The sequence below is a fragment of the Rhizobium sp. LC145 genome (assembly GCF_001005825.1).
Lineage (GTDB): Bacteria > Pseudomonadota > Alphaproteobacteria > Rhizobiales > Rhizobiaceae > Neorhizobium.
Genome location: NZ_LBHV01000008.1, coordinates 156266 through 180420, shown reverse-complemented (window position 1 = coordinate 180420; position 24155 = coordinate 156266). Strand labels below are relative to the sequence as shown.

Annotated in this window: 21 protein-coding genes, 1 tRNA gene and 2 riboswitches; of the genes, 8 read left to right on the top strand and 14 right to left on the bottom strand. The window is 59.9% G+C overall.

The window, feature by feature from the left end; translation table 11 throughout:
- Positions 1-115: 115 nt before the first annotated feature.
- The 3 genes from YH62_RS20960 to tesB all read right to left on the bottom strand — a co-directional run bounded on the left by YH62_RS20960 (position 116) and on the right by tesB (position 2948).
- Positions 116-1474: an ammonium transporter gene (locus YH62_RS20960; protein ID WP_046796221.1), complete on the bottom strand. Its 1359-nt coding sequence runs from the start codon at positions 1472-1474 to the stop codon at positions 116-118.
- Positions 1475-1501: 27 nt separating this feature from the next.
- On the bottom strand, positions 1502-1852 hold the full coding sequence (locus YH62_RS20955) for a P-II family nitrogen regulator (protein ID WP_046796220.1): 351 nt from the start codon (positions 1850-1852) through the stop codon (positions 1502-1504).
- 211 nt (positions 1853-2063) lie between these two features.
- Positions 2064-2948 (bottom strand): acyl-CoA thioesterase II, encoded by an 885-nt coding sequence (gene tesB, locus YH62_RS20950; protein WP_046796219.1) that lies wholly within the window; start codon positions 2946-2948, stop codon positions 2064-2066.
- Positions 2949-2976: 28 nt separating this feature from the next.
- Here tesB and YH62_RS20945 point away from each other — a divergent pair, with 28 nt between their 5' ends.
- Positions 2977-4251: a ubiquinone biosynthesis hydroxylase gene (locus tag YH62_RS20945; protein ID WP_280950072.1), complete on the top strand. Its 1275-nt coding sequence runs from the start codon at positions 2977-2979 to the stop codon at positions 4249-4251.
- On the opposite strand, the gene YH62_RS20940 is transcribed toward YH62_RS20945, so the two are convergent.
- The 9 genes from YH62_RS20940 to metA all read right to left on the bottom strand — a co-directional run bounded on the left by YH62_RS20940 (position 4248) and on the right by metA (position 13413).
- Positions 4248-4436, bottom strand: coding sequence for a Trm112 family protein (locus YH62_RS20940; protein WP_046796218.1), 189 nt, complete (start codon positions 4434-4436; stop codon positions 4248-4250). The two genes, YH62_RS20945 and YH62_RS20940, sit on opposite strands and share 4 nt — an antisense overlap.
- An 8-nt stretch (positions 4437-4444) precedes the next feature.
- Positions 4445-5125, bottom strand: a complete 681-nt coding sequence (locus YH62_RS20935; protein ID WP_046796217.1) for an LON peptidase substrate-binding domain-containing protein — start codon at positions 5123-5125, stop codon at positions 4445-4447.
- A 95-nt stretch (positions 5126-5220) separates the two neighbouring features.
- Positions 5221-6213: a thioredoxin gene (trxA, locus tag YH62_RS20930; RefSeq protein ID WP_046796216.1), complete on the bottom strand. Its 993-nt coding sequence runs from the start codon at positions 6211-6213 to the stop codon at positions 5221-5223.
- 57 nt (positions 6214-6270) lie between these two features.
- A complete protein-coding gene (locus YH62_RS20925) occupies positions 6271-6780 on the bottom strand; it encodes a prolyl-tRNA synthetase associated domain-containing protein (RefSeq protein WP_046796215.1) in 510 nt (169 codons plus the stop codon).
- Positions 6781-6895: 115 nt separating this feature from the next.
- Positions 6896-8491 (bottom strand): EAL domain-containing protein, encoded by a 1596-nt coding sequence (locus tag YH62_RS20920; protein WP_046796214.1) that lies wholly within the window; start codon positions 8489-8491, stop codon positions 6896-6898.
- Between the two features lie 170 nt (positions 8492-8661).
- Positions 8662-8736: transfer RNA gene (locus YH62_RS20915), tRNA-Gly, on the bottom strand.
- 270 nt (positions 8737-9006) lie between these two features.
- On the bottom strand, positions 9007-11292 hold the full coding sequence (locus YH62_RS20910) for a CDC48 family AAA ATPase (protein ID WP_046796213.1): 2286 nt from the start codon (positions 11290-11292) through the stop codon (positions 9007-9009).
- Between the two features lie 82 nt (positions 11293-11374).
- Complete coding sequence (locus YH62_RS20905; RefSeq protein WP_046796212.1) at positions 11375-12400, bottom strand: aldose epimerase family protein; 1026 nt, start codon at positions 12398-12400, stop codon at positions 11375-11377.
- 86 nt (positions 12401-12486) lie between these two features.
- Positions 12487-13413 (bottom strand): homoserine O-succinyltransferase, encoded by a 927-nt coding sequence (gene metA, locus YH62_RS20900; protein ID WP_046796211.1) that lies wholly within the window; start codon positions 13411-13413, stop codon positions 12487-12489.
- Positions 13414-13470: 57 nt separating this feature from the next.
- Positions 13471-13548: riboswitch (SAM riboswitch) on the bottom strand.
- Positions 13549-13725: 177 nt separating this feature from the next.
- On the opposite strand from metA, the gene YH62_RS20895 reads away from it, so the two are divergent.
- From YH62_RS20895 to YH62_RS20865, 7 genes are all read left to right on the top strand, one after another.
- The gene (locus tag YH62_RS20895) at positions 13726-14382 is read left to right on the top strand and encodes a thiamine diphosphokinase (RefSeq protein WP_046796415.1); all 657 of its coding nucleotides are present in this window, start codon (positions 13726-13728) and stop codon (positions 14380-14382) included.
- Between the two features lie 5 nt (positions 14383-14387).
- Positions 14388-16205, top strand: a complete 1818-nt coding sequence (locus YH62_RS20890; protein ID WP_046796414.1) for an ABC-F family ATP-binding cassette domain-containing protein — start codon at positions 14388-14390, stop codon at positions 16203-16205.
- A 158-nt stretch (positions 16206-16363) separates the two neighbouring features.
- Positions 16364-16810, top strand: a complete 447-nt coding sequence (locus YH62_RS20885) for a response regulator (protein ID WP_046796210.1) — start codon at positions 16364-16366, stop codon at positions 16808-16810.
- Between the two features lie 41 nt (positions 16811-16851).
- Positions 16852-16955: riboswitch (TPP riboswitch) on the top strand.
- Between the two features lie 39 nt (positions 16956-16994).
- A complete protein-coding gene (thiB, locus tag YH62_RS20880) occupies positions 16995-18002 on the top strand; it encodes a thiamine ABC transporter substrate binding subunit (RefSeq protein ID WP_046796209.1) in 1008 nt (335 codons plus the stop codon).
- Between the two features lie 4 nt (positions 18003-18006).
- Positions 18007-19629 carry a thiamine/thiamine pyrophosphate ABC transporter permease ThiP gene (thiP, locus tag YH62_RS20875; RefSeq protein ID WP_046796208.1) on the top strand — a complete coding sequence of 541 codons (1623 nt, stop codon included), beginning with the start codon at positions 18007-18009 and terminating at the stop codon, positions 19627-19629.
- Positions 19616-20338, top strand: coding sequence for an ATP-binding cassette domain-containing protein (locus tag YH62_RS20870; protein ID WP_046796207.1), 723 nt, complete (start codon positions 19616-19618; stop codon positions 20336-20338). The genes thiP and YH62_RS20870 overlap by 14 nt, the downstream gene beginning before the upstream one ends.
- A 284-nt stretch (positions 20339-20622) precedes the next feature.
- A complete protein-coding gene (locus tag YH62_RS20865; RefSeq protein ID WP_137326724.1) occupies positions 20623-22089 on the top strand; it encodes a M48 family metalloprotease in 1467 nt (488 codons plus the stop codon).
- 107 nt (positions 22090-22196) lie between these two features.
- On the opposite strand, the gene YH62_RS20860 is transcribed toward YH62_RS20865, so the two are convergent.
- Complete coding sequence (locus tag YH62_RS20860) at positions 22197-23060, bottom strand: RNA polymerase factor sigma-32 (RefSeq protein WP_046796206.1); 864 nt, start codon at positions 23058-23060, stop codon at positions 22197-22199.
- 314 nt (positions 23061-23374) lie between these two features.
- Positions 23375-23944: a CarD family transcriptional regulator gene (locus tag YH62_RS20855; RefSeq protein ID WP_046796205.1), complete on the bottom strand. Its 570-nt coding sequence runs from the start codon at positions 23942-23944 to the stop codon at positions 23375-23377.
- Positions 23945-24155 lie beyond the last annotated feature (211 nt).

The following is a 24155-nucleotide window of genomic DNA, read 5'->3' as shown; positions in this document are numbered from 1 at the left end:
TGCGCGGCAATGCAAAAAGCCCGGACCGATGGTCCGGGCTCAAAGCGGCTTTTCGAACGAAAGCCGCGGCTGGCTCTCCTGCGGCGACGCGGATGCGCCGCCGCAAACCCCTTGATTACTGATGGTATGCCGCTTCTCCGTGGGAGGCGAGGTCGAGGCCTTCGCGTTCCGCTTCCACCGTGACCCGCAGGCCGACGATCACATCCACGATCTTGTAGAGGATCGCGGAGACGACGCCGCACCATACGATGGTGATGACGACGGCGGTGAGCTGGGTCATGAACTGGCTGCCCATCGTCACGCCCTCGGCGTAACCAATACCGCCGAGCGACGAAGAAGCGAAGATGCCGGTCGCCAGTGCGCCGAAGAGACCGCCGACGCCATGGACGCCGAAGACATCCGCCGTGTCGTCATAACCGAACTTGTTCTTCACCACAGCGATGAAGAAATAGCAGATCGGCGAAACGATGAGACCCATGACGATCGCGCCCATCGGGCCGACGATGCCGGCCGCCGGAGTGATCGCGACGAGACCAGCGATCATGCCGGACGCAGCGCCCAGCATGGAAGCCTTGCCACGGGCGAAGGTTTCCACGATCGACCAGGATACGATCGCAGCGGCGGTGGCGAGGAAGGTGTTGACGGTCGCCAGCATCGCGCCGCCCGAAGCCTCGAGGTTCGAACCGGCATTGAAGCCGAACCAGCCGACCCACAGCATTGCTGCGCCGACGAGGGTGAGCGTCATGGAATGAGGAGCCATCATGTCCTTGCCGTAGCCGACGCGCTTGCCGACCATGATCGCGCCGACGAGACCCGCGACACCGGCATTGATGTGGACGACAGTACCACCGGCAAAGTCGAGCGCGCCCATGCCGAACAGCAGGCCGTTGGCATCCCAAACCATGTGAGCGATCGGGAAATACACGAAGGTAGCCCACAGGATGCAGAAGAGCACCACGGCCGAGAACTTGATGCGTTCCGCGAAGGCGCCCACGATCAGCGACGGGGTAAGTGCCGCGAAGGTCATCTGGAACAGCATGAAGATGAATTCCGGAATGACGACGCCGTCAGAAAAAGTCGCGGCGGTGGAATCCATCGTCACGCCGGAAAGGAACATCTTGGCCGTGCCGCCGAAATAGGCGCTGGTGGAACCGCCGAAGGCGAAGGAATAGCCATAGATGACCCAGACGAGCATCATGGCCGCACCGACGACCGTGCACTGCATCAGTACCGACAGCATGTTCTTGGCGCGCACGAGACCGCCGTAGAAGAGGGCAAGACCCGGCATCAGCATGAAGAACACGAGAAGCGTGCAGATGAACATGAATGCGGTATCGCCCTTCTCCGGAACGGCAGCGGCTGCTTCAGCCGCCGGCGCTGCCGCTTCCTGCGCAAAGGCGGCGACCGGCGCGAGGAAGGCTGCGGAGGCAGCGCCCAGGCGTCCGAGAGAGGTTGAAATCTTGGAAAATTGCATTGGTAGTAACTCCCCTGGTCGGCCGCGTTAAAGCGCTTCGGTATTGGTTTCGCCGGTACGGATGCGCACGGCCTGCTCGATCGAATAGACGAAGATCTTGCCGTCGCCGATCTGGCCGGTTTTGGCGGCCGAGGCGATCGCTTCCACGGCTTTCTCGACGAGGTCGGAGGGGACTGCGATTTCGATCTTCAGCTTCGGCAGAAAACTCACGGCATATTCGGTACCGCGATAGATTTCGGTATGTCCCTTTTGGCGTCCGTAACCTTTGACTTCGGTGACGGTCAGGCCCTGGATACCGACAGCCGTGAGGGCTTCGCGCACCTCATCGAGCTTGAACGGCTTGATAATGGCCATCACGATTTTCATCTGGCTTCCCATCCTTTGTTTGTCCTCGGCACGGAGCCGACTCTCCTCATCGCTGGCGGATCATGACAGCGACTGACGATCTACATTCAAAGGGCGTGCCAGATTCATCGGCACAATTAACTTATTGAAATTTAATAGGTAATAGATAGTCGGGATAAAAAGGGATATTTGGGCGGCGTTTAGGCGGCGAAATTATGTGCAAAAATGAGAAATTGCACACAAATTAATCATTTGCCCTTTTCCGAATCAATCCCTCCTGCGCCACGGAGGCAATCAGGCTACCGCTGCGGGTATAGAGACTGCCGCGCGTCATACCACGTGCGCCGGAAGAGCTTGGACTGTCCTGAGTGTAGAGCAGCCAGTCGTCGAAAGCGTGAGGACGATGGAACCACATTGCATGATCGAGGCTTGCGACCTGCAGGTCGGGATCGAAAATCGACGTGCCATGCGCATAGAGGGACGTGTCGAGAAGCGTCATGTCGGAGAGATAGGCAAGTACCGCCGCCTGATAATGACGATCGGCGGGAACCTCTCCCACGGTGCGCACCCAGATATCCTGCCTCGGCTCCAATTTGTCCTTGGTGAGGTAGTGGACCAGGGAAACGGGTCGGATTTCGATCGGCCGTTCGTGGCTCCAGTATTTGCGTACCACAGCGGGCGCCTGCGCCAGGAAGAGTTCCTTGAACTCCTTCTCCCCCATCAGCTTTTCCGGCAGCGTAACCGGCGGCATGGATATCTGATGGTCGTAGCCCGGTTCCTCGATCTGGAAGGAAGCGGACATGGAGAAGATCGCCTTGCCGTGCTGCACGGCGACCACGCGCCGGGTGGCAAAGCTTGACCCGTCCCGGATTCGCTCCACCTGAAAGACGATCGGCACCGCGGGATCACCCGGCCGCATGAAATAGGCATGCAGCGAATGAACGAAGCGATCCGCAGGCACAGTACGTTGCGCCGCCATCAGTGCCTGGGCGATGACCTGCCCGCCGAAGACACGCTGCCAGCCGATCTGCGGACTATTGCCACGGAAGAGGTTCTCCTCGAGCTTCTCGAGGTCTAGCGTGACGATGAGCTGGCCCATGGCGGACGGGGATTCGGAAGGGCGCGACATTATGGCGAACTCCGGTGATAGGAAGCGGATGCCGGATGATCTATATGCATTGGAGAAACATTCTCAAGTCTCGCGGGAGCCGATGAAAATGCTGGACATGCTGGTTGTTGGAGGCGGTTACGTCGGTCTCGCCGCCGCGGTTGCGGTCAAGCAGGCGGCGCCACATCTGAAAATCGAGGTGGTTGAGGCAGCCCCCGAAACCGTCTGGCAGAAGGACGAACGGGCTTCCGCGATCATTGCCGCCGCCAGCCGCATGCTGGAAGTGCTCGGCGTCTGGAATGAAATCCAGTTCGAGGCGCAGCCGATCAGCAGCATGATCGTCACCGATTCCCGCACCTCCGATCCTATGCGTCCGGTATTCCTGACTTTCGACGGCACGATTGAGGAGGGTCGCCCATTCGCGCACATGGTGCCGAACGTCGCCATGGTCCGGGCCCTTCGTGGTGCCTGCGAACGACTCGGCATCACTATCCGGCATGGGCTTTCGGCAACGGGGTTTGAGACCGGCAGCTCGAAAACGGTGGTCACCTTCTCAGATGCCTCGACAACGGAGACCCGTCTGCTGGTGGCCTGCGACGGAGTGCGCTCCAAGCTTCGCGACATGGCCGGTATCCGTACCGTCTCCTGGGACTACGGCCAATCCGGCATCGTCGTAACGGTTGCGCATGAGCGGCCGCATGAGGGGGTGGCAGAAGAACATTTTCTGCCTTCCGGCCCCTTTGCGATCCTGCCGCTTACGAATAACCGTTCATCGCTCGTCTGGACCGAGCGCTCGGACGAAGCAGAAAGGCTCGTCGCATCCGACGATCTGGTGTTCGAGGAGGAACTGCAGCGTCGCTTCGGCCATAAGCTCGGTGAATTGACCGTCGTCGGCGAGCGCCGCGCCTTTCCGCTGGGATTGACCCTTGCCCGCGCCTTCGTCGCTCCCCGCTTCGCTCTTGCCGGAGATGCGGCCCACGGCATCCACCCGATCTCCGGCCAAGGCCTAAATCTCGGCTTTAAGGACGTGGCAGCACTTGCTGAAACTGTGGTCGAAGCCGATCGGCTCGGACTCGATATCGGCGCGCTCAACGTGCTGGAACGCTACCAGTCCTGGCGGCGCTTCGATACGTTCCGAATGGGTGTGACGACCGACGTGCTGAACCGGTTGTTTTCCAATGATGTCACGCCGATCCGCATCGCCCGCGATTTCGGACTCGGCGTGGTCGAACGGCTGCCGGCGCTCAAGAACTATTTCATCGGCCAGGCGGCGGGCAAAACCGGCCAAGACGGGCCGAAGCTCCTGGCCGGGCAGGTGATTTAGTCCTCTAATCGCCTCGCCTCGGAAACCAGCATGATCGGAATGCCGTCACGAATCGGATAGGCAAGCTGGGCGCTCCGCGAAATCAACTCATTGGTCTCCCTGTTGAAAGAAAGCCGGCCCTTCGTCAGCGGGCAGACGAGGAGATCGAGGAGCTTCGGATCGACCTTGCTGAGCTTTTCGTCCATGATCTTACCTATTGCAGGATCGTGTCGGAATCGCCGAAATCCCGGGCAAGCAGGATCTGCGTGATGGCAATCAGCGTTTCGGCACGGCTTTTCAGGTCGGGCGCCTCCAGGAGCGCCTGTTTCTCCGCAGGACCAAAGGGCGACATCATCGAAAGCGAGTTGACGAGCGTGCGATTTCCGGCACGCTCGACGCTTTCCCAATCCGCCTCCAGCTTGTTGGCGTCGAGATAAGCCCTGAAGACGCGCAGCAATTCGGCACGATCGACCGCGCTTTCCTCATCCTCCTCGAAAGAAAGATCGGCCACCATCGGCGCAATGCGGAAGGTCCGGTAGGGGTGCCCCGCGCCTACTTCGTCCAGGAGCCGGAAACGACATATGCCGCTGATCGACGTGATATAGCGGCCGTCTCCGGTCTCGGCAAAGGACGTGATGCGCCCGATGCAGCCGACCGTGCTGAGCGGAGGACGGGAGTTTTCAAGCGGCTCGGCGGCTTCCTGAAGCGAGGGTTGAACGATGCCGATCAACCGTCTTCCGGCAAGGGCCGCATCGAACATGGCCAGGTAGCGCGGCTCGAAAATATTGAGCGGCAACTGCCCGCCCGGCAACAGCAAGGCGCCTGTGAGCGGAAATACCGGAATTGCATCGGGCAAATCCTCCCGCTTCACATACCTTGCATTCCCCACGATCATGGGACCATCACCTCCGAACGCTCGCCTATGGCGTAAACTCCACCGACCAGAATGTGGGGCGGCGACGGCTGAACGCAAGTGCGCGCGCCACCGCCTTACGAGAAGAGGAGCGAAGAAAGCCGGCGTCTGGCCGAAATGGTGGCCGGGTCCTTTGGCCCCCACACGTCGAAGAACTCCAGAAGCTGGCGGCGCGCACCGTCATCATCGAATGTCCGGTCCTTGCGCATGATCGTTAGCAGATGTTCGGCGGCTTCCTCGCGCATGCCCTGCACGTTCAATATCTTCGCAAGCTTCATCCGGGCTTCGTGATTGTCGGGATGAAGCACCAGGTCGTGTTCGAGTGCCGCCGGATCGCCGAGCTGGCGGGCTTCCTCGATCTGTTCGAGCTTCCGCGCGACAGCCTGGATTGCAGGTTCCTTGGCGAGATCTTCCGGAATGGAAGCCAGCATCTGGCTGGCACGTGCCATCTCGCCCATGGCGATCATGCACTGCATCATCCCGGCCGCGGCTTTGACATTTTCCGGATCGGCCTGCAGGACCGCGCCGTAGAGCTGAGCCGCGCCCTGGATATCATCCTCACCGAGCAGCTTGTCGGCCTCATCGAGCACACCCTGGATTTCCGCGGCCTGGTCGGCGCCAGCCGGACCGGCGAGCTTGTCGATGAACTGACGGACCTGACTTTCGGGGACTGCGCCCATAAAGCCATCCACAGGCCGCCCATCGACGAAGGCGATAACGGCCGGAATCGATTGGATGCCGAGCTGGCCCGGGATCGACGGATGATCGTCGATATTCATCTTGACGAGCTTCACCCGTCCCTGGGCCTCGTTGACGACCTTTTCGAGCACGGGAGTGAGCTGTTTGCACGGCCCGCACCAAGGCGCCCAGAAATCGACGAGGACCGGCTGGTGGCGGGATTCCTCAAGCACATCCTTGGAAAAACCGGCGGTGGTCGTGTCGTTGATATGGTTGCCGCCATTACCTGCGGACGCGGCAGCGGGCTGGGAGCCGTAGTTTGCCGAGGCGGTCATCTGGCCGCCATAGGAGGCACCGTAAGACCTGCCATATGGATTGTTGCTGCCGCTCATAGATGTTCTCCCGGAACGCTTTGGATATCAGGCTCTCTTGACCGCAAAGATCGTATGTCAGTCCGTCACTTTCAAGACAAGCGGCTCATGGCCGGTCGCCTTGAGAAAACGGACGAGGTCGTCGCGGCCGATGGAGGTCGTCGCATCGTTCGACAGCGGATGCCCGTTGATGATGTCGTGCTTCATCAGATCTTCATCCAGTACGAAGGTAACATTTCCATCGGTGTCGTTAAAGGCGCCGAAAACCGTCACTGCGCCTGGGATGACCCCGAGATATTCCATCAATTTCTCCGGCTTGCCGAAGGAGACCCTGCTGGAAGCCCCTATCGCCTTATGAACCGCCTTGAGGTCCACCGTTGCGCGCTCCTCCACGGTCAGAACGAAATACTGGTCCTTCTTGTCCTTCACGAAGAGGTTCTTCGTGTGCCCGCCGGGAATTTCATCACGCAGGCTCTCCGATTCCGAAACGGTGAAGACCGGCGGATGGTTCTTGGTGGAATGGGCAATGCTCAGATCATCGAGGAAACGGAAGAGATCCTCAGGCTTTTTCGGCGTGGAATTGTTCATGAGTTCGCGGGAGGGACTGGATTTTTGAGATGAGCCGGCGGGAACCGGCAGGTGGGTGGCACGACTATAGCTGCATTGCACTGACCGGCCAAGCGAATGTCTGTTCCTCGCAAGATCAGGCGGCACTTGCCCGGATTCTTTCCGGCGCGGATCCATGCCGCGCCTTGGATTGCCGATGGAATTTGATGAACTCGGCTGCGGGCAAGGGTTTGGAAAAAAGCCACCCCTGGCCAAAATCCACATCATGCTCCTTGAGGTATTCCGCCTGGCGCTCGGTCTCGATCCCTTCCGCCACGGTGAAAAGCCGAAGCTCCTTGGCCATGCCGATGATATACGGAGTAACGGAACTGGTGGCGGCCTCTATTCCGGCCGTATCGACGAAGGATTTATCGATCTTCAGGGCATCCAGCGGCAACTCCTGGAGATATTGCAGGCTCGAATAGCCGGTTCCAAAATCGTCTATGGCAACCGAATGCCCGCGCTGCCGTGCGATCTGCAGGGTCGTCCTGGCCGCTTCGATGTCGATGAAGCCGCGCTCGGTCGCCTCCAGCCAGATTTGCTCATGCCGGATGCCCGTGCCGCGAAGCCTGCCGTCGATGACATCGAGGATGCGGCCCGAAGCCATGTCCGCCGCACAAAGATTGATGGCGATGTGGACCGTACGATCCTCCAGCAGCATCGTCTTGAGATCGGCGATCACTGCGTCGACCACCTGGTCGGTGATCGGCATGATCAATCCGGTTTCTTCCGCAAGCGGGATGAACAGATCGGGCCGGACGAGAGAACCGTCTGGCCTCTGCCAGCGCACCAGCGCCTCCGCACCAACACATATGCCCGATTTGAGCTCGACGATCGGCTGATAATGGACGATGAATTCCCGCTTTCGGACCGCAACCTCCAAATCCGCAAGCGGGGAGAGACGCTTCCTGGAAAGCCAGACAATGGTTCCGACAACGAAGGCGGCGATGAACGCACCGATCGGCAGCAGGAGGAGTTGCTCGCTCCTGACCTTGGCGGCCAGATTGGCTTTCGGCTCCGTAGCGACTGCAACGAGGCTCTCACCACGCGACACTGCGAACATCGTGTTCCCGGCCACGCCGCTGCCCGCCTGTCCGAGCACCGAGCGCACGAGGGCTGGATCGGGGCCGTTCAGCCCGTCGAGCAGCATGCCGTCCTCATTGAGGACCGCCAGTGATATGGCGTCGTCGACCAGGATGTCCACGAAGCGGGAAGGGACCACGAGCGCATTATGGCTGCCGAAATGCATGGCCGTCATGCGGCGCCCGTGGCTGATGGCCGGCTGGACGCGAAGCGTAATCTCCATTCCGTCCGGCGTCACGTAGTCGACATGAGACTTGGCGATACCCTCGTCGCTCCTGCCCCAGGACGTGCATCTGAGTACGCCGCCTTCGAAATAGCCTACTTCCTCGATCGAAGGCGTGTTAACGGTCATCATCCGCATCCGCCTGATATGCTCCTCCGAGCATCGTGGAAGATCAGCAGCATCTGCCGCCTTGAGTGCCTTTCGAGCATCGTCGAAGGTTCTGCTCGCTCGCAGATAAGCCTGTTCCGCCGAACGCGTCAGGACCGCAAGCTCCTTATTGAGGGCGATCGCCCATGAAACATAGGCCATGGCGGCAACAGGAATCGCGGCGCCGAGAAGCCCAAGCACGATCGCGGTGGCGATTATGCGCGAACGCCGCATCTCCATGTCGCCGCTCCTTGCTCCATCACGGCATCTTGCTCGGGATGAATTAAGAAATCCTGAGACGACATTCGATGATGACTTCACAAGCGGGAGGAGCGCGGTCTTCTTTCACGCGTCAACACATACGCCGAAATCAATCTTCGGACGGTAAATCAATTTCTTTGGGAGAAAACTGGAGCGGGCGAAGGGATTCGAACCCTCGACCCCAACCTTGGCAAGGTTGTGCTCTACCCCTGAGCTACACCCGCTCATCAAACCTCGATCCGGGGTAGACGCTGGACCGTGGGCCGCGGCTTCTCGCCGGCGACGGGCGCTATATGGCGCAACCGAATTTCAAATGCAACAGAGAAATGACGAGAACGGCCAAGAATTTTTTCACCTGCGGAAAGCTCGGATTGAGCACAGCGCTTGAAGCGGGGCCATCCGAGGCATTCCCTCCGGTAAGGAAGTTAGCCTACTTACGGGCAGGGATTCGCAAGCTGGCCCGCAAGCTCGCCTCCAGCAAGCCTCCGCAGGAACTATTCTGCGGCCTGGCGAAGCGGCACGAAACCGATCTGCTGGCGATTGGGCCCCTGTTGCTTGAGGGTGCGCTGTATCTCCTCGTATTCCCGCTCCATTTCGGGCGTCACGGAAGGCCTGGTTTCGGAGAGCGCCTGCTCGAAATGCTTGCGCGTAACCTCCTGAATATCGAGCTTTTCACGTAAGGCCAAAAGTCCGGCCCGCCGGGTGAGGTCTTCCAGGTCCGCTCCGGTATAGCGCTCGGTCGCCTGCGCCAAGTGGTCGAGATCGACGTCACCGGCAAGCGGCATGTTCCTGGTGTGAATCCCCAGGATCTTCCGCCTGCCCTTTTCATCCGGGACCGGCACATAGACCAGTTCGTCGAAACGGCCTGGTCTCAGCAATGCCGGATCGAGGAGGTTCGGTCGGTTCGTGGCCGCCATCACTACGACCCCCTGAAGCTCTTCCAACCCGTCCATTTCCGCAAGCAGCGTATTCACGACGCGCTCCGTCACCGCGGGTTCTCCGATGCCGCCGCCTCGTGCCGGCGCGAGCGAATCGATCTCGTCGATGAAGACGACGGTCGGCGCCACTTGCCTAGCCCGCTGGAAAAGACGGGAAACCTGTTGCTCCGATTCGCCGTACCATTTGGAAAGGAGATCGGAGGACTTGGTCGCAACGAAATTGGCCTCGGCCTCCCGTGCCACGGCCTTCGCGAGGAGGGTCTTACCTGTTCCCGGCGGGCCGAACAGAAGGAATCCCTTGGCCGGTCGAATACCTATCCTGCGGAAAGACTGGGGCGATTTGAGCGGCAGCTCGACGCCCTCCCTCAGGCGCATCTGCGCCTCATCCAGTCCGCCGATATCAGCCCAGCCGACATCCGGCACCTGGATCATGATCTCCCGCAGCGCACTTGGCTGAATGCGCTTCATCGCGCTCAGAAAATCATCCTGCGTGACGCTGAGATTCTCCAGCACCTCCGAAGAGATGCCCTCGCGTAGGTTCAGGTCGGGAAGGATGCGCCTGAGCGAATCCATGGCCGCTTCCCTTGCCAATGCCCCGAGATCGGCTCCCACGAACCCATAGGTGGTTCGGGCGATCTCATCGAGATTGACATCCTCCGCGAGCGGCATGCCTCTCGTATGTATGGCCAGGACTTCCCGGCGGCCTTCCTGATCGGGAACGCCGATGACGATCTCGCGATCGAAGCGCCCAGGCCGCCGCAGGGCCTCGTCAATGGCATCCCGCCGGTTCGTCGCGCCGATCACCACGATGTTCTGACGAGGCTCCAGCCCATCCATCAAAGTCAGAAGTTGGGCGACGATCCTTCGCTCCACCTCGCCGGTCACCTGCTCGCGCTTCGGTGCGATGGAATCGATCTCGTCGATGAAGATGATCGCGGGCGCACTTTGGGCTGCCTCCTGAAAGACCTGCCTCAGCCGCTCCTCGGACTCTCCGTACCGGCTACCCATGATCTCCGGTCCGGCTATGTGGAAGAAATTCGCTTCCGTCTCGTTGGCGACGGCACGCGCGAGCAGCGTCTTGCCGGTTCCGGGCGGACCATGCAGCAATACCCCCTTGGGCGGCTCTATTCCCAAGCGCTGGAAGAGCTCGGGATGGCGAAGCGGCAGCTCGATCATCTCGCGCACCTGATCCACCGAAGAGCCGAGGCCGCCGATATCGTCATAGGTCACATCGGCTCGCCGGGCTTCCTTCGGCTCTTCGTATTGCGGCCGCAATTCGATCACCGTGCCCTCTCCGACCTGGACGACGCCGCGCGGCTGGGTAGAAACGACAGCCAGCCTGATCTCCTGCAACCCATAGGCCGGAAGGTCGACCATGCCGCGCAGCAATTCCTCCGGAATGCGGGAACTGCCCGCACGAACCCGCTGGTAGATCGAGGTGGAAATAACATCGCCGGCGACCATCGGCCGATGCAGGAAGGTGCGTTTCAGGGCCTCGCCGGATCCTTCCAGGCGAAGGTTCTTCTGCGCCGGAGCCAGCACGATGCGGGTGGCGGGCCGTGCCTCCGCCTTGCGTATCTCGACGAAATCGCCGCTGGAAACGCCCGCATTCACGCGCTGCAGGCCATCAAGCCGAACGAGCTTGAGCCCCTCGTCTTCGGGATAGGCGCGCACGGCGATAGCAGGCGTATGCCGCTTGCCCATGATCTCGATGATCTCGCCTTCGCGGACATCAAGGGCCGCGAGCGCTTCCTGGCTGAAACGTGCCAAGCCGTGACCGGCATCCTGAGGTCTGGTATTGGCGACTTGAAGCTTTACGCCCTGTTCCTCGGCTTCAGGCATCGGATCCTCCCTCGGAAGTCGATCGGCTTCCAATCAACGAAGCCGCAAATCGATTGTTCCCAAGCCGAGGCAAATGTCCTGATCAGCTTTTCGAGAAGACGTAGTCCGTTTCCTGGCGCAGCACCTCGCCGGGCCGCAGCACGGCGTTCGGAAAATTCTCGTGGTTGATGGCGTCGGGCCAGACCTGGGTTTCCAGGCAGAAGCCTGCGAAGGGGCCGTAACGCCGGCCTTCCAATCCCGGCACCGGAACATCGAGCTTGAAGGCGGCATAGAGCTGCACACCGGGCTCCGTGGTCCGCACCTCCAGCGAAACACCGGAATTGACGCTGCGGGCAAGCGCCACCGAACGTTTTTCCATGCGCTCGGAAGAGAGGCAGAAGTTATGATCGAAAAGCACCTGCTCGCCATTCTCGGAGCGCTTCATCGGCCCCATTTCCCTCAAATCGAAAGCGCTGCCGTCAACGGACCTGATCTCACCGGTCGGAACCTGTCTTTCATCGAGCGCAAGGAAATGATCGGCGGCGATCATGATGTCGTGACCGAGTGCATCCTCCCGCCCATCGAGATTGAAATAGGAATGCTGGCAGATATTCGCGATGGTCGGCTTGTCGGCCGTCGATTCGTAGATAACCGACAAAACCCCGTCGCCATGCAAGTGATAGGTGGCGGTAACGGTGCAATTTCCGGAATAGCCGGCCCGTCCGTCCGGATCGACGATCCGCAGCGTGACCTTGTCGGAGGAGAGATCAACGATTTCCCAGTTGCGCTTGCCCAGGCCATCGCTTCCGCCGTGCAGATGCGTCACACCCTTCTCGTTGAGTTCGAGCTGGTAATCCCGACCTTCGAGCGTGAACCGACCGCCACCGATGCGGTTGGCGCAACGGCCGGGCGTCGCGCCGAAATAGGAGGAATAGCGGGGATAATCGTCGAACGTGTCGAAACCGAGCACAAGCGGCGGCTGATGGCCTTCAAGCCGCAAATCCTGGATCACCGCGCCCCATGTAATGACCTTGGCCGTCAACCCACCGCCCGAAAGCACGACGCGGTAGACTGTCTCGCCCGCGGCCGTCTGACCGAAAACTTCGCGTTGATTTGCCTCGCCCGCCATGTCTCATCTCTCCCGTTCGATCGACCGGCGGCAAACTAGGCTGATTTCCCGCCTCTCCGCAACGGCTCCCGGCGGAAAAGCTTTTCCTAGACCCGTTCGGCGCCGATCTTCTCGGACTCGTAGGGAGTGGTCTGATAGATCTCGTTGATCCAATTGCCGAAGAGGAGATGTGCGTGGCTGCGCCAACGGTTCTGCGGCGTGAGCTCGGGATCGTTGTGCGGGAAATAGTCGTGCGGCATCTTGATCGGGATTCCGGCATTCACATCACGGAAATACTCATCCGCCAGCGAAGTGGAGTCATATTCCACGTGATTGAACATATAGAGACGCTTGCCGGCCTCCTCCTGCACCAGGCAGACGCCCATCTCATCAGATTCCATGAGGATGGCCAGTTCAGGCACCTTTTCGATGTCGGCCCTGCGCACTTCAGTCCAGCGTGACACCGGCACCTGAAAATCATCCGAGAAACCGTTGAGGTAAACGGACGAGGAGGCGAGATTACGGTGGCGATAGACACCGAAAGCCTTCTCCTTCAGCTCGTATTTCGGCACGCCATGGAAATGGTAGATCGCCGCCATCGCGCCCCAGCAAACGTTCATGGTCGAGTGCACGTTCGTCTGCGTCCAGTCGAGAATCTTCCGCATCTCGTCCCAGTAGGTGACCTCTTCAAACGGCAGCGTCTCGATCGGTGCGCCGGTGATGATGAAACCGTCGAACTTTCGGTGCTTCACCTCTTCCCAAGTCTCATAGAAGGAAAGCAGGTGATCTTCGGAGGTGTTCTTGGCCTTGTGGCCGCCGATGCGAACTAGCGACAGCTCGACCTGCAGCGGTGTCGCGCCGACCAGACGCGCCATCTGCAGCTCGGTCTTGATCTTGTTCGGCATGAGGTTGAGAAGGCCGATCTGCAGCGGGCGGATGTCCTGCCGGACTGCCGCAGTCTCGGTCATAACCCGTACACCCTCCTGAACGAGCGTGTCGAAGGCAGGTAATCTATCGGGAATTTTGATCGGCATGTATCAACCCACAAATGAAAAAACCGGCGGCGGAAAAAATCGCAGCCGGTCCGTGGGAAGCATCTTCTCGCGGCCCTTTAGCGACTTTTTTTACGTGGCTGCAAGCCGGCCGGCCAAATCACCACGGAATTCTCGATGCTTCAATTACGCCTTGCTTCGATGTCCGTCAATGGGAGCAAAATCTTCCACGGGCACAGGGTGTCATGAAAAACCTTGCGCTGCATCCCACCCTTCGCGGGAGAGAGGCGAATGAAGGTGGATAAGGCAAGCGGAACGCGGCTTTCCCTTTTGCCGCTGTTTGCGCTATGGGCAATGCCCATGACCACTTCGACCTTCACCATCCTGCTCGGCGGCCACCTCGCCATCACGGACCGTCTTCGTGCAGAGCTTGCCGGCAGCCGCTTCATCGCAGCCGATAGCGGCATGAAACACGCCGAGGAGCTTGGCGTCACGCCGGAACTATGGGTCGGTGATTTCGATTCCACCGATGCTGCGCTCGCAGCCCGGTGGCCGGGCGTGGAGCGGCAGCCCTATCCCCCCGCCAAGAACGAAACCGATGGCGAGATCGCCACGGCGGAGGCTACCTTGCGAGGAGCCAACCGGTTGATCTTCGCAGGCGCCATTGGCGGCGAGCGGAGCGACCACCTGCTTCAGCATTTCGTCTACGCCATGAGCCTTGCCGAACGAGGCCTGGACATTCTCCTGACCTCCGGTGAGGAAGAGGCCGTCCCGCTTCTACCTGGCAAGAAGGTTCTCGATCTGCCGAAAGGCTCGCTGTTCTCCATCATCGGCTTCTCGGCACTGGAAGGGCTCGACATCACCGGCGCCAGATATCCCTTGAAACAGTTTGGGCTGCCTTTCGGTTCGTCTCGTACAGTTTCCAATATCGCGGAAGGTCCGGTGGAGTTTTCGCTTTTCGTCGGCAGGGCCATGATCATCGCCCGCCCCCATGATTTTTCCGGAGCCTGATGCCCGTGGCACCTCCCATCCTCAAACTCGATGATATCTTCCTGAGCTTCGGCGGCACGCCTCTGCTGGCCGGCGCCAACCTTCAGGTGGAATCGGGCGATCGAATCTGCCTCGTCGGCCGCAACGGCTCTGGAAAGTCGACATTAATGAAAATGGCGGCCGGCATGGTCGAGCCTCAGTCGGGAGAGATCTTCCGCCATCCGGCGGTGACGATCCGCTATCTGGAACAGGCACCGGATTTCGCGGGCTTTTCGACAGTACAGTCCTATGCGGAAGCGGGCCTGGGACCGGGTGACGATCCCTACCGCGTCACCTACCTGCTGGAGCATCTGGGCCTGACGGGTGAAGAGGACCCGAAAACCCTCTCCGGCGGAGAATCCCGCCGCGCGGCGCTCGCCCGGGTCATGGCTCCGGAACCCGATATCCTGCTGCTCGACGAGCCCACCAACCATCTCGACCTGCCGACCATCGAATGGCTGGAAGAGGAGTTGCGCAAGACGAAGAGCGCATTGGTGCTCATTTCCCACGACCGGCGCTTCCTTGAAAAGGTATCGACGGCGACGGTCTGGCTGGATCGGGGCACTTCCCGCAGGCTTGACAAGAGTTTTGCCCATTTCGAAACCTGGCGCGACGAGGTGCTGGAAGCGGAGGAGGTCGAGCAGCACAAGCTCGGCAAGGCGATCGAACGCGAAGAACACTGGCTGCGCTATGGCGTGACGGCCAGGCGCAAGCGGAACATGCGCCGGCTTGGCGAACTCCAGTCCATGCGCGTAACCTATCGGGGCCACAAGGGGCCGCAAGGTACCGTTCAGGCATCGGCGAGCGAAGCGCGCGAATCCGGCAAGCTCGTCATCGAAGCGGAAAACATCACCAAGGCTTATGATCGCCCCATCGTGGCACCCTTTTCGATCCGGGTGCATCGTGGCGACCGGATCGGCCTCATTGGCCCGAACGGCGCCGGCAAGACCACGCTGCTGAAAATGCTGACGGGCCAGCTCCTTCCCGATAGCGGCATGGTGAAGCTCGGCACGAACCTGGAGATCGCCACGCTCGACCAAAAGCGCGAAGACCTCGACCCGGAGGATACGCTCTCGCACTATCTGACGGACGGCCGTGGCGAGACGCTGCTGGTGAATGGAGAGCAGAGGCATGTCGCCGGCTATATGAAGGATTTTCTCTTTCAGCCGGAGCAGATCAGGACGCCGATCAGAAATCTCTCCGGCGGCGAGCGTGCCCGGCTGATGCTCGCTCGCATCATGGCAAGACCCTCGAACCTGCTGATCCTCGACGAACCCACCAACGACCTCGATATCGAGACGCTGGACCTTCTGCAGGAGATCGTCGCCGGCTACAATGGCACGGTCATTCTCGTCAGCCACGATCGCGACTTTCTGGACCGCACGGTGACCTCGACGATCGCGCCCGCCAATCCGGAAGCGCCCGACGGCCGCTGGATCGAATATGCCGGTGGCTACACGGACATGCTCGCTCAGCGAAAGGGCGCTCAGGAGGAAAGGCGCAGGGCCGAGAAAGCCGAGAGGCCGAAGACAGAGGCCGTGCCTGCAGCAGAAGCGCCGAAGGCAAAGGGGAAGCTCTCCTACAAGCAGAAGTTCGCGCTCGAAAACCTGCCAAAGGAGATTGCCAAGGCCGAAGCCGAAATCGCCGCCCGTGAAAAAAAGATGGCGGACCCCGATCTCTTTTCGAAGGACCCTTCGGCTTTCAACAGACTGGCGGCCGAAATGGAGAAATTGCGCGAAAGCCTCGTGAAAATGGAAGAAGAATGGCTGGAGCTTGAAATGTTGCGCGAAGAACTCGAAGGATGAATTAACGAAATATTATTCATACCAGCCATTTAGATCGGAAATTCTGTCGCAAAACGGAACATTCTTCAAATCGAACCGTTCGAAAGTGCAATCTTGGACGGGATAGCTTGATCTTCTCGACCTGGATTTGAGAACCGATCAACGATGGGGACGTTCCCATGCTGACAAATGTAACGCGTCGTCGGCTGGCCGAGAATGCGATGAAACAACGGGTGCTGATTGTCGAGGATGAGTTCCTGATAGCGCTCGATATCGCCGAAACGATCGAAAACATGGGCCTGAAAGTGGCAGGTTTTGCCAATGCCCGAAAAAATGCACTGGAGTTGGCATCGAGGGCCGATCTGGCAATCGTCGATGTCAATCTTACCGACGGAAGAACCGGGCCGGAGATTGCCCGTGAACTGACCGAGCGCTACGGCGTCACCGTGATTTTCATGACGGGCACTCCGGAGGACATCGCCGATGAAGGGCAGAGCTCGCTCGGTGTCCTTACCAAACCGGTCATGCCTCACGTCCTTGAACAATCGGTCGAGTATGCGGTCGCAAGCCGCCTCGGGGCCATAGCCCCCGTCCCCCGCGAAATGCGGCTGTTCCGGCAGGCCTAACTTACCGCTTGTCAGCCGCAACGCCCGCCGCTAAATCTCGTTGCGATCTAACGGGGTGCCGCGCTGACGCGCGGCTGAGAGGCTCGGCCAACCCGCGGAACCTGATCCGGTTAACACCGGCGGAGGGATTAGACGGCTCATTTTCAGCGCCTATTCCCCGCAGCGACACAATAGGAGGGCGCCGATGCGAAGCACCATTTTTCTGTCGATCGCGGCCGCTGCCGGCCTCTGCTTTTCCTCCGCGAGTGCGCAGGAAAAGACGCTCACCATTTACACCTATGAAAGCTTCATCGCCGAATGGGGTCCGGGACCGAAGGTGAAGGAAGCCTTCGAGAAAACCTGCGGCTGCGTGCTTAACATGGTCGGGATCGCCGATGGGGTGGCGCTTCTCACCCGTCTGAAGCTCGAAGGCGAGAGCACCGGCGCGGATATCGTGCTCGGCCTCGACACAAACCTCATTTCCGAAGCCAAGGTGACCGGACTATTCGAGACGCACGGCATCGATACCTCCGCCGTGAATGTGCCTGGTGGCTACACAGACGACACCTTCATTCCCTATGATTACGGCCACTTCGCCGTCGTCTATGACACGCAGGCGATAAAGAACCCGCCAAAGAGCCTCAAGGAACTGGTGGAAGGCGATCCTTCGCAGAAAATCGCGATCGAGGATCCGCGCACGGCAACGCCAGGGCTCGGCCTGCTGCTCTGGATGAAATCGGTCTATGGCGATCAGGCGCCCGAAGCCTGGACGAAGCTGAAGAACCGCATTCTCACGGTGACGCCCGGCTGGTCGGAGGCCTATGGCCTGTTCACGAAGGGCGAAGTGCCGATGGTCCTCTCCTATGCCACCTCTCCCGCTTACCACCTGATCGAGGAAAATACCGACCGTTACCAGGCGGCAGCCTTTTCGGAAGGCCACTACATCCAGATCGAGGTCGCCGCCCTGCTAAGAACCGCATCCGATAAGGACCTTGCCCGGCAGTTCCTGAGCTTCATGATCTCGCCGGCCTTCCAGGACATCATTCCGACCACCAACTGGATGATGCCGGCCGCAAAGACCTCGCAGCCGCTGCCGGAAGCCTTCGGAAAACTGGTTCAGCCGCAAAAGACCTTCCTGATGGGTTCCGACGAGGTTGCCAAGAACCGCCGGGCATGGATCGACGAGTGGCTTGCCGCGATGAGCATGAACTGACCTCATGCTGACCGGCGTAGAGCGACGGCGCGGCATCGCCTTTGGAATGGCAAGCCTTCTGGGCATAGTGCTCTTCATCGGTCTCGCCCTGGGGGCGCTGCTTTCGTGGGATGCCGGGACATCCGGCGAGCGGCTTTTCACCGCCTATACCTGGCGCATCCTCCGCTTCACGCTCTGGCAGGCGACACTTTCCACTGTGCTTTCGGTGGGTCTTGCCATTCCCGTCGCGCTGGCGCTCGCTCGCCGGCCGAACTTCCTCGGTCGCATCTGGATCATCCGGTTGATGGCCGTGCCAATGGGCTTGCCGGTTTTGATCGGCGCGCTCGGCCTGATCGGCATCTGGGGCAGACAAGGAATGCTCAATGGCTTGCTGTTGAAGCTTGGGCTGGATCAACCTGTGAGTATATACGGCCTTTCCGGCATTCTGCTGGCGCATGTGTTCTTCAACCTGCCGCTCGCCGCTCGCCTGATGCTTGCCGCTCTTGAACGGCTGCCGGCGGAATACTGGTTTCTTTCCTCCAGCCTCGGCATGAAATCCCTCTCCATTTTCCGCTTCATCGAATGGTCCGCAATCAGAGGCGTCATTCCCGGAATTGCCGGATTGATCTTCATGCTTTGCGCCACCAGCTTCACGCTCGTACTCGTGCTCGGCGGGGGACCGGCGGCAACCACGCTCGAAGTGGCGATCTATCAGGCGCTGCGTTTCGATTTCGAGCCGCCGCGCGCCATTGCTCTCTCCTTCCTGCAGATCGGCGTGACGGCGCTGATCCTGATCGCCATCTCCCTTTTTCCGGCTCCGGAGGATTCAAGCGCCGATGTCGGCCGCGCAGTGCGTCGCTTCGACGGCAAAACCCCGACCGCTCGCCTTTGGGATTGTCTGGCGATCCTGCTTGCGACCGCCTTCCTGATCCTGCCGCTCGCCTCCATCATTCTGTCCGGCCTCAAGGCCGATCTCTGGAACCTTGTCACCAGCCCCATCTTTCTGCGTGCGGCCCTCACCAGCCTCACAATCGCGTTTACCGCCGGCTTGCTCGCCGTGACCGCTGCGCTTGCCATCATCACTGCCCGAAACGCCATCGCCGACATGAAGCTGCCGGGCGCGCCGGCCAAAAGTCTTTCGACATTGCTCGGCGGCATGTCCTCACTGGTGCTGTTGGTTCCGCCGGTCGTCCTCGGAACCGGCTGGTTCCTGCTCCTGCAGCCCTTCGGCGATGTCGCCCGTTTCGCGCCGGCCCTGGTCGCGGCCATCAACATGCTGATGGCACTTCCCTTCGTGGTGCGCGTTCTCGCGCCGGCCATGCAACTCCACCACAAGCGAACGGGCCGGCTCACCGCAAGCCTCGGAATATCCGGATGGGCGAAACTCTGGCGGATAGACCGGCCAGCCTTGACCAAACCCCTTCTTGTGGGGCTCTCCTTCGCCATGGCGCTTTCGCTCGGCGATCTCGGCGCGGTAGCGCTTTTCGGCTCCGCCGATCTAACGACACTTCCCTGGCTGGTCTATAGCAGGCTATCCAGCTATCGCACTAACGATGCTGATGGGTTAGCACTGATCCTGGGCGTGATCTGCCTCATCCTGACGATGATCGGCACTGCGGGATACAGAAAGGCCAATGATCGTGGTTGAAGAAGAAGGCGGCATCGTTCTGGATAAGGTCGAGCTCCGGCTAGGCTCGAATAATTTCCGCTTCGATTGTAGGCTGCCGGCCGGCGTGATCATCGCCGTCACAGGGCCTTCAGGTTCGGGCAAATCCACGTTTCTCAATCTCGTCGCCGGCTTCGAAACTCCGGATGCGGGGCAAGTGAGAATTGCAGGCGAGAACGTGACTGAAAGGCATCCTTCGGAACGGCCTGTCTCTATCATCTTCCAAGACAACAATCTCTTCGGCCATTTGGATCTCTTCACCAATGTCGGCCTTGGGATCAATCCGTCTCTGAAGCTGGGAGCGACGGATCGCCAAACGATTTCGGACGCGCTTCAACGGGTGGGGCTTGGCGACTACGAAAGGCGCATGCCCGGCATGTTGTCGGGGGGCGAGAGGCAAAGAGCAGCCTTTGCCCGCACCCTCGTCCGCCAAAAGCCCGTCCTGCTGATGGACGAACCCTTCGCCGCGCTGGACCCAGGCCTGCGGCTATCGATGGCGAACCTGCTTCTGGAACTGCACCAGGAGGCCGGTAACACGATCCTGATCGTCACCCATGATCCCGATGAATTGCGCCGGCTCGCCGACCATGCGATCTTCATCGATAACGGCAAAATTCTGCTGGAGGCGCCGATCGAGGAATTCCTGACGCGCACCGACGTCCAAGCTCTTTCGGACTTCCTGACGGCGTAGTCTCGAGACCCCTCGCCACAATTTGGACGTGCCACAATGGCATCGCCCCGCGGGGTTTCTTTGCAAAAGCATCGATGACACCAATTTCTATAAGAACATCTGTCCATGTGACGCAAAAATCGCTAAGCGACATGGAAGCAGAAAACCGAGCCGGCATGAAGATGGAGATGAGTTGCGTCTCCTGGACCGGTTTCGGAGGCGGGTCTTGAGGCATGAAGCTGCGGAACACGAACAGAGAGCGCGAAATGGCAGTGCTTGCCCCCATCAAGCGCTTTGCCCATACCATGCCCCGCTCGCGGGGTGTAACCGGTATCGTTCTTGCCGCGATCTTGCTCAGCGGCTGCCAGTCAGTGCTCGAACAGGCTTACCAGCCGAATGTTTCGCCCTCCTCGAACCCGCAGATCGTCGAAGAGGTACAGAAGAACGATCCTCGCGCGCAGATGGGCGCGCGTGAGCACCCCCGCATCGTCGCAAGTTACGGCGGCGAATATCATGATCAGAAAACGGAACGTCTGGTCGCCCGGATCACAGGCGCATTGACGGCCGTTTCGGAAAACCCGGCGCAGTCCTATCGCATCACTATCCTCAATTCTCCCGCTATCAACGCTTTCGCGCTGCCGGGAGGCTATCTCTATGTCACGCGGGGGCTGCTGGCGCTCGCCAACGACGCATCGGAGGTTGCTGCGGTGCTGTCGCATGAAATGGCGCACGTCACCGCCAATCACGGCATCGAACGGCAACGCCGCGAGGAAGCCGAGGTAATCGCAAGCCGCGTCGTGTCGGAAGTATTGTCGAGCGATCTTGCCGGCAAGCAGGCCTTGGCCCGTGGCAAGCTCAGGCTCGCCGCCTTCTCCCGACAACAGGAATTGCAGGCCGACGTGATCGGCGTGCGAATGCTCGGCGAAGCAGGCTATGACCCTTATGCCGCCGCGCGGTTCCTCGATTCGATGGCGGCCTATGCGCGTTATTCCGCCGTCGATCCCGATAGCGACCAGAGCCTCGACTTTCTCTCGAGCCATCCCAATTCGGCCCAGCGTGTCGATCTTGCCCGCCGCCATGCCCGCAATTTCGGACAGGAAGGGACTGTCGGCGACAAGGGACGCGACTACTATATAGCCGGCATCGACGGCCTTCTCTATGGCGACAGCCCGCAGGAGGGTTATGTCCGCGGCCAGACCTTCCTGCACGGTGGGCTCGGCATCCGCTTCGAGGTTCCGCCCGCATTCCGGATCGACAACAAGGTCGAGGCGGTGCTGGCGACCGGCCCCGGCGAGACCGCCATCCGTTTCGACGGCGTCGCAGCCGGTGAGTACGACAGTCTCACCAATTACCTTACGAGCGGTTGGGTCGCAGGGCTTCAACCGGAAACCGTAAGAGAAATTCAGGTGAACGGACTTCCGGCGGCGACCGCGCGCGCTTCCGCCGAGCGCTGGGATTTCGATGTCACGGTTATCCGCCTCAACGATCAGATATTCCGGTTCCTGACGGCCGTACCGAAGGGCAGCACGATGCTGGAGCCGACGGCAAACCTTTTGCGGACGAATTTCCGGCAGATGACGCCCCAGGAGACCGCCGCCTTAAAGCCCTTGAGAATCCGCGTCGTCACTGTTGCCCAGGGTGACACGATCGCCTCCCTCGCCGGCCGGATGATGGGGACCGACCGCAAGCTCGATCTTTTCAAGCTGATTAACGCGATGCCAGCCGGCGCGACAGTTTCGCCCGGCCAGAAGGTCAAGATAATTTCGGAATAGCCGATGCCTCCTTGAGGCATGTCACTCAAGATGGCCGGCGCCTTGCGAGTATGGCATGTGTAAAATCAAAGGCGCAGGAAGCAAATCCGACAAAATCGCCACCTGCTCTAGCAGGCGGCGGCCATTTGAGGGTTTGAGGAAACCAAAGCCGATTTCAGCTTCTCGATGGCGCGGCTTTCGATCTGCCGCACCCTCTCCTTGGAGATGCCAAGCTCCGCACCGAGCGCCTCAAGCGTTGCCCCGTCGTCAGTGAGGCGCCGGGCGCGAATGATTTTCTTTTCCCGTTCATTGAGCTTGGTGAGCGCACCCTGCAGCCATTTCAGCCGCCGCTCTCCGTCGATCATTCCGGAAACCTGTTCATCCGGCAGCGGTTCGGCGCTTGCCAGCATATCCAGTCTTTCGCCGCTATCCGTATCGCCGGCAATCGACGGAGCCTGCAACGAAGCATCATTGCCCGAAAGGCGGGCATCCATGGTCTGTACATCCGCGACGCTGACGCCGAGCGCTATGGCGATCTCCTCGTGAATGGCTCGAACTGTAAGATTGGAATCGCCACGCGCGAGCTTGGCCCGCAGCCGGCGGAGATTGAAGAACAGGGCCTTCTGCGCCGAACTCGTCCCGCCGCGCACGATCGACCAATTGCGCAGGATATAATCCTGCATCGAGGCACGAATCCACCAGCTTGCATAAGTCGAAAAACGTACGTCGCGGGCTGGTTCAAACCTTGCCGCGGCTTCAAGGAGCCCTACATAGCCCTCTTGAACGAGATCGCTCATCGGCAATCCGAAGCCACGAAACTTGGATGCCATGGCGATAACGAGGCGCATATGCGCAAGCGCGATCTGGTTGCGAGCGTCCTGATCCCGGCTGTCCTTCCAGCGGACGGCGAGATCCCGCTCCTCCTCGCGGGCTAGATACGGAGCCGACATCGCTATTTTGATCATGTTGCGGTCTGCGGACATGGCTTTCATCGTGTTCTCCGTCAAACGGGTCTGATCCGATAAAGACAGGAGATCTCGAGCAGACAAGCCGACGCGCCATGCCGTTGATTTGGAACGGACGGACTATGGACGCTGTGCAGTAACCTGTCGCTTTTGCTCCCCTCGCTGGTGATGCGAATTCGACCGGGCTTCTGCCGGACGTGTCCGCGCCATTGTCGAAACGGAAGAACTGATAGCGCAGCAGTCAGTTCGCCGTTCCGGCGGGTTAACGCGAGAGAGGCAAAAAAGTTCCAACAAAAAACCCGGCTCAAGGCCGGGTCTTTTAGGTTTTTTATGAGGTTCGATCAGGCTGCTTCGTCCTGGGACTCATCTTCGTCTATGGCCTTGCCGCGCTTGGGACCTTTGGCAAGGTTGACTTCGACGAGGCGAACGGCTTCCGTTTCAGACATCTTGTTCACGGCAGCGATTTCACGCGCCATGCGATCAAGGGCTGCCTCGTAAAGCTGACGCTCCGAGTAGGACTGCTCGGGCTGGTTCTCCGCGCGATAGAGATCGCGAACCACCTCGGCGATCGAGATCAGGTCACCGGAATTGATCTTGGCATCATATTCCTGCGCCCGGCGCGACCACATGGTCCGCTTGATGCGGGCCTTGCCCTGAACGACCTTGAGAGCGCGTTCGACAAAATCCGTTTCCGACAGCTTGCGCATGCCGATGCTGACCGCCTTGGCAACGGGAACCTTGAGGCGCATCTTGTCTTTTTCGAAATCGATAACAAAAAGCTCAAGCTTCATGCCCGCCACTTCCTGCTCTTCGATGGCGGTGATAGTGCCTACGCCGTGGGCCGGATAGACAATCGATTCACCAGTCTTGAAGCCCTGTCGTGCCGGAGATTTCTTCTGTTGAGTCGTCATTCGTTTCACAAACTCCCTATTACGCACCCGGATTGCCGGGTCGGGAACCGGGTCAATCAGGCCCGGATGAGACGGGGAAAACCGTCAAGCCATTTCCATACTGGTCCGACCAACGCGCGCGAAAAACAAACCCCATCGCGAATGGCGACTGACAACTTACAGCGTTGCAATGTCACGGGAACCGCGTTTCGGGTGATCTGTTGCTTTCGTG

Bases quoted from the DNA above. Each gene is read 5' to 3' on its own strand.
- YH62_RS20960 (WP_046796221.1), bottom strand. From the start codon at position 1,474: ATGCAATTTTCCAAGATTTCAACCTCTCTCGGACGCCTGGGCGCTGCC.
- YH62_RS20955 (WP_046796220.1), bottom strand. From the start codon at position 1,852: ATGGGAAGCCAGATGAAAATCGTGATGGCCATTATCAAGCCGTTCAAG.
- tesB (WP_046796219.1), bottom strand. From the start codon at position 2,948: ATGTCGCGCCCTTCCGAATCCCCGTCCGCCATGGGCCAGCTCATCGTC.
- YH62_RS20945 (WP_280950072.1), top strand. From the start codon at position 2,977: ATGCCGGATGATCTATATGCATTGGAGAAACATTCTCAAGTCTCGCGG.
- YH62_RS20940 (WP_046796218.1), bottom strand. From the start codon at position 4,436: ATGGACGAAAAGCTCAGCAAGGTCGATCCGAAGCTCCTCGATCTCCTC.
- YH62_RS20935 (WP_046796217.1), bottom strand. From the start codon at position 5,125: ATGATCGTGGGGAATGCAAGGTATGTGAAGCGGGAGGATTTGCCCGAT.
- trxA (WP_046796216.1), bottom strand. From the start codon at position 6,213: ATGAGCGGCAGCAACAATCCATATGGCAGGTCTTACGGTGCCTCCTAT.
- YH62_RS20925 (WP_046796215.1), bottom strand. From the start codon at position 6,780: ATGAACAATTCCACGCCGAAAAAGCCTGAGGATCTCTTCCGTTTCCTC.
- YH62_RS20920 (WP_046796214.1), bottom strand. From the start codon at position 8,491: ATGGAGATGCGGCGTTCGCGCATAATCGCCACCGCGATCGTGCTTGGG.
- YH62_RS20910 (WP_046796213.1), bottom strand. From the start codon at position 11,292: ATGCCTGAAGCCGAGGAACAGGGCGTAAAGCTTCAAGTCGCCAATACC.
- YH62_RS20905 (WP_046796212.1), bottom strand. From the start codon at position 12,400: ATGGCGGGCGAGGCAAATCAACGCGAAGTTTTCGGTCAGACGGCCGCG.
- metA (WP_046796211.1), bottom strand. From the start codon at position 13,413: ATGCCGATCAAAATTCCCGATAGATTACCTGCCTTCGACACGCTCGTT.
- YH62_RS20895 (WP_046796415.1), top strand. From the start codon at position 13,726: ATGCCCATGACCACTTCGACCTTCACCATCCTGCTCGGCGGCCACCTC.
- YH62_RS20885 (WP_046796210.1), top strand. From the start codon at position 16,364: ATGCTGACAAATGTAACGCGTCGTCGGCTGGCCGAGAATGCGATGAAA.
- thiB (WP_046796209.1), top strand. From the start codon at position 16,995: ATGCGAAGCACCATTTTTCTGTCGATCGCGGCCGCTGCCGGCCTCTGC.
- thiP (WP_046796208.1), top strand. From the start codon at position 18,007: ATGCTGACCGGCGTAGAGCGACGGCGCGGCATCGCCTTTGGAATGGCA.
- YH62_RS20870 (WP_046796207.1), top strand. From the start codon at position 19,616: ATGATCGTGGTTGAAGAAGAAGGCGGCATCGTTCTGGATAAGGTCGAG.
- YH62_RS20865 (WP_137326724.1), top strand. From the start codon at position 20,623: ATGCCCCGCTCGCGGGGTGTAACCGGTATCGTTCTTGCCGCGATCTTG.
- YH62_RS20860 (WP_046796206.1), bottom strand. From the start codon at position 23,060: ATGAAAGCCATGTCCGCAGACCGCAACATGATCAAAATAGCGATGTCG.
- YH62_RS20855 (WP_046796205.1), bottom strand. From the start codon at position 23,944: ATGACGACTCAACAGAAGAAATCTCCGGCACGACAGGGCTTCAAGACT.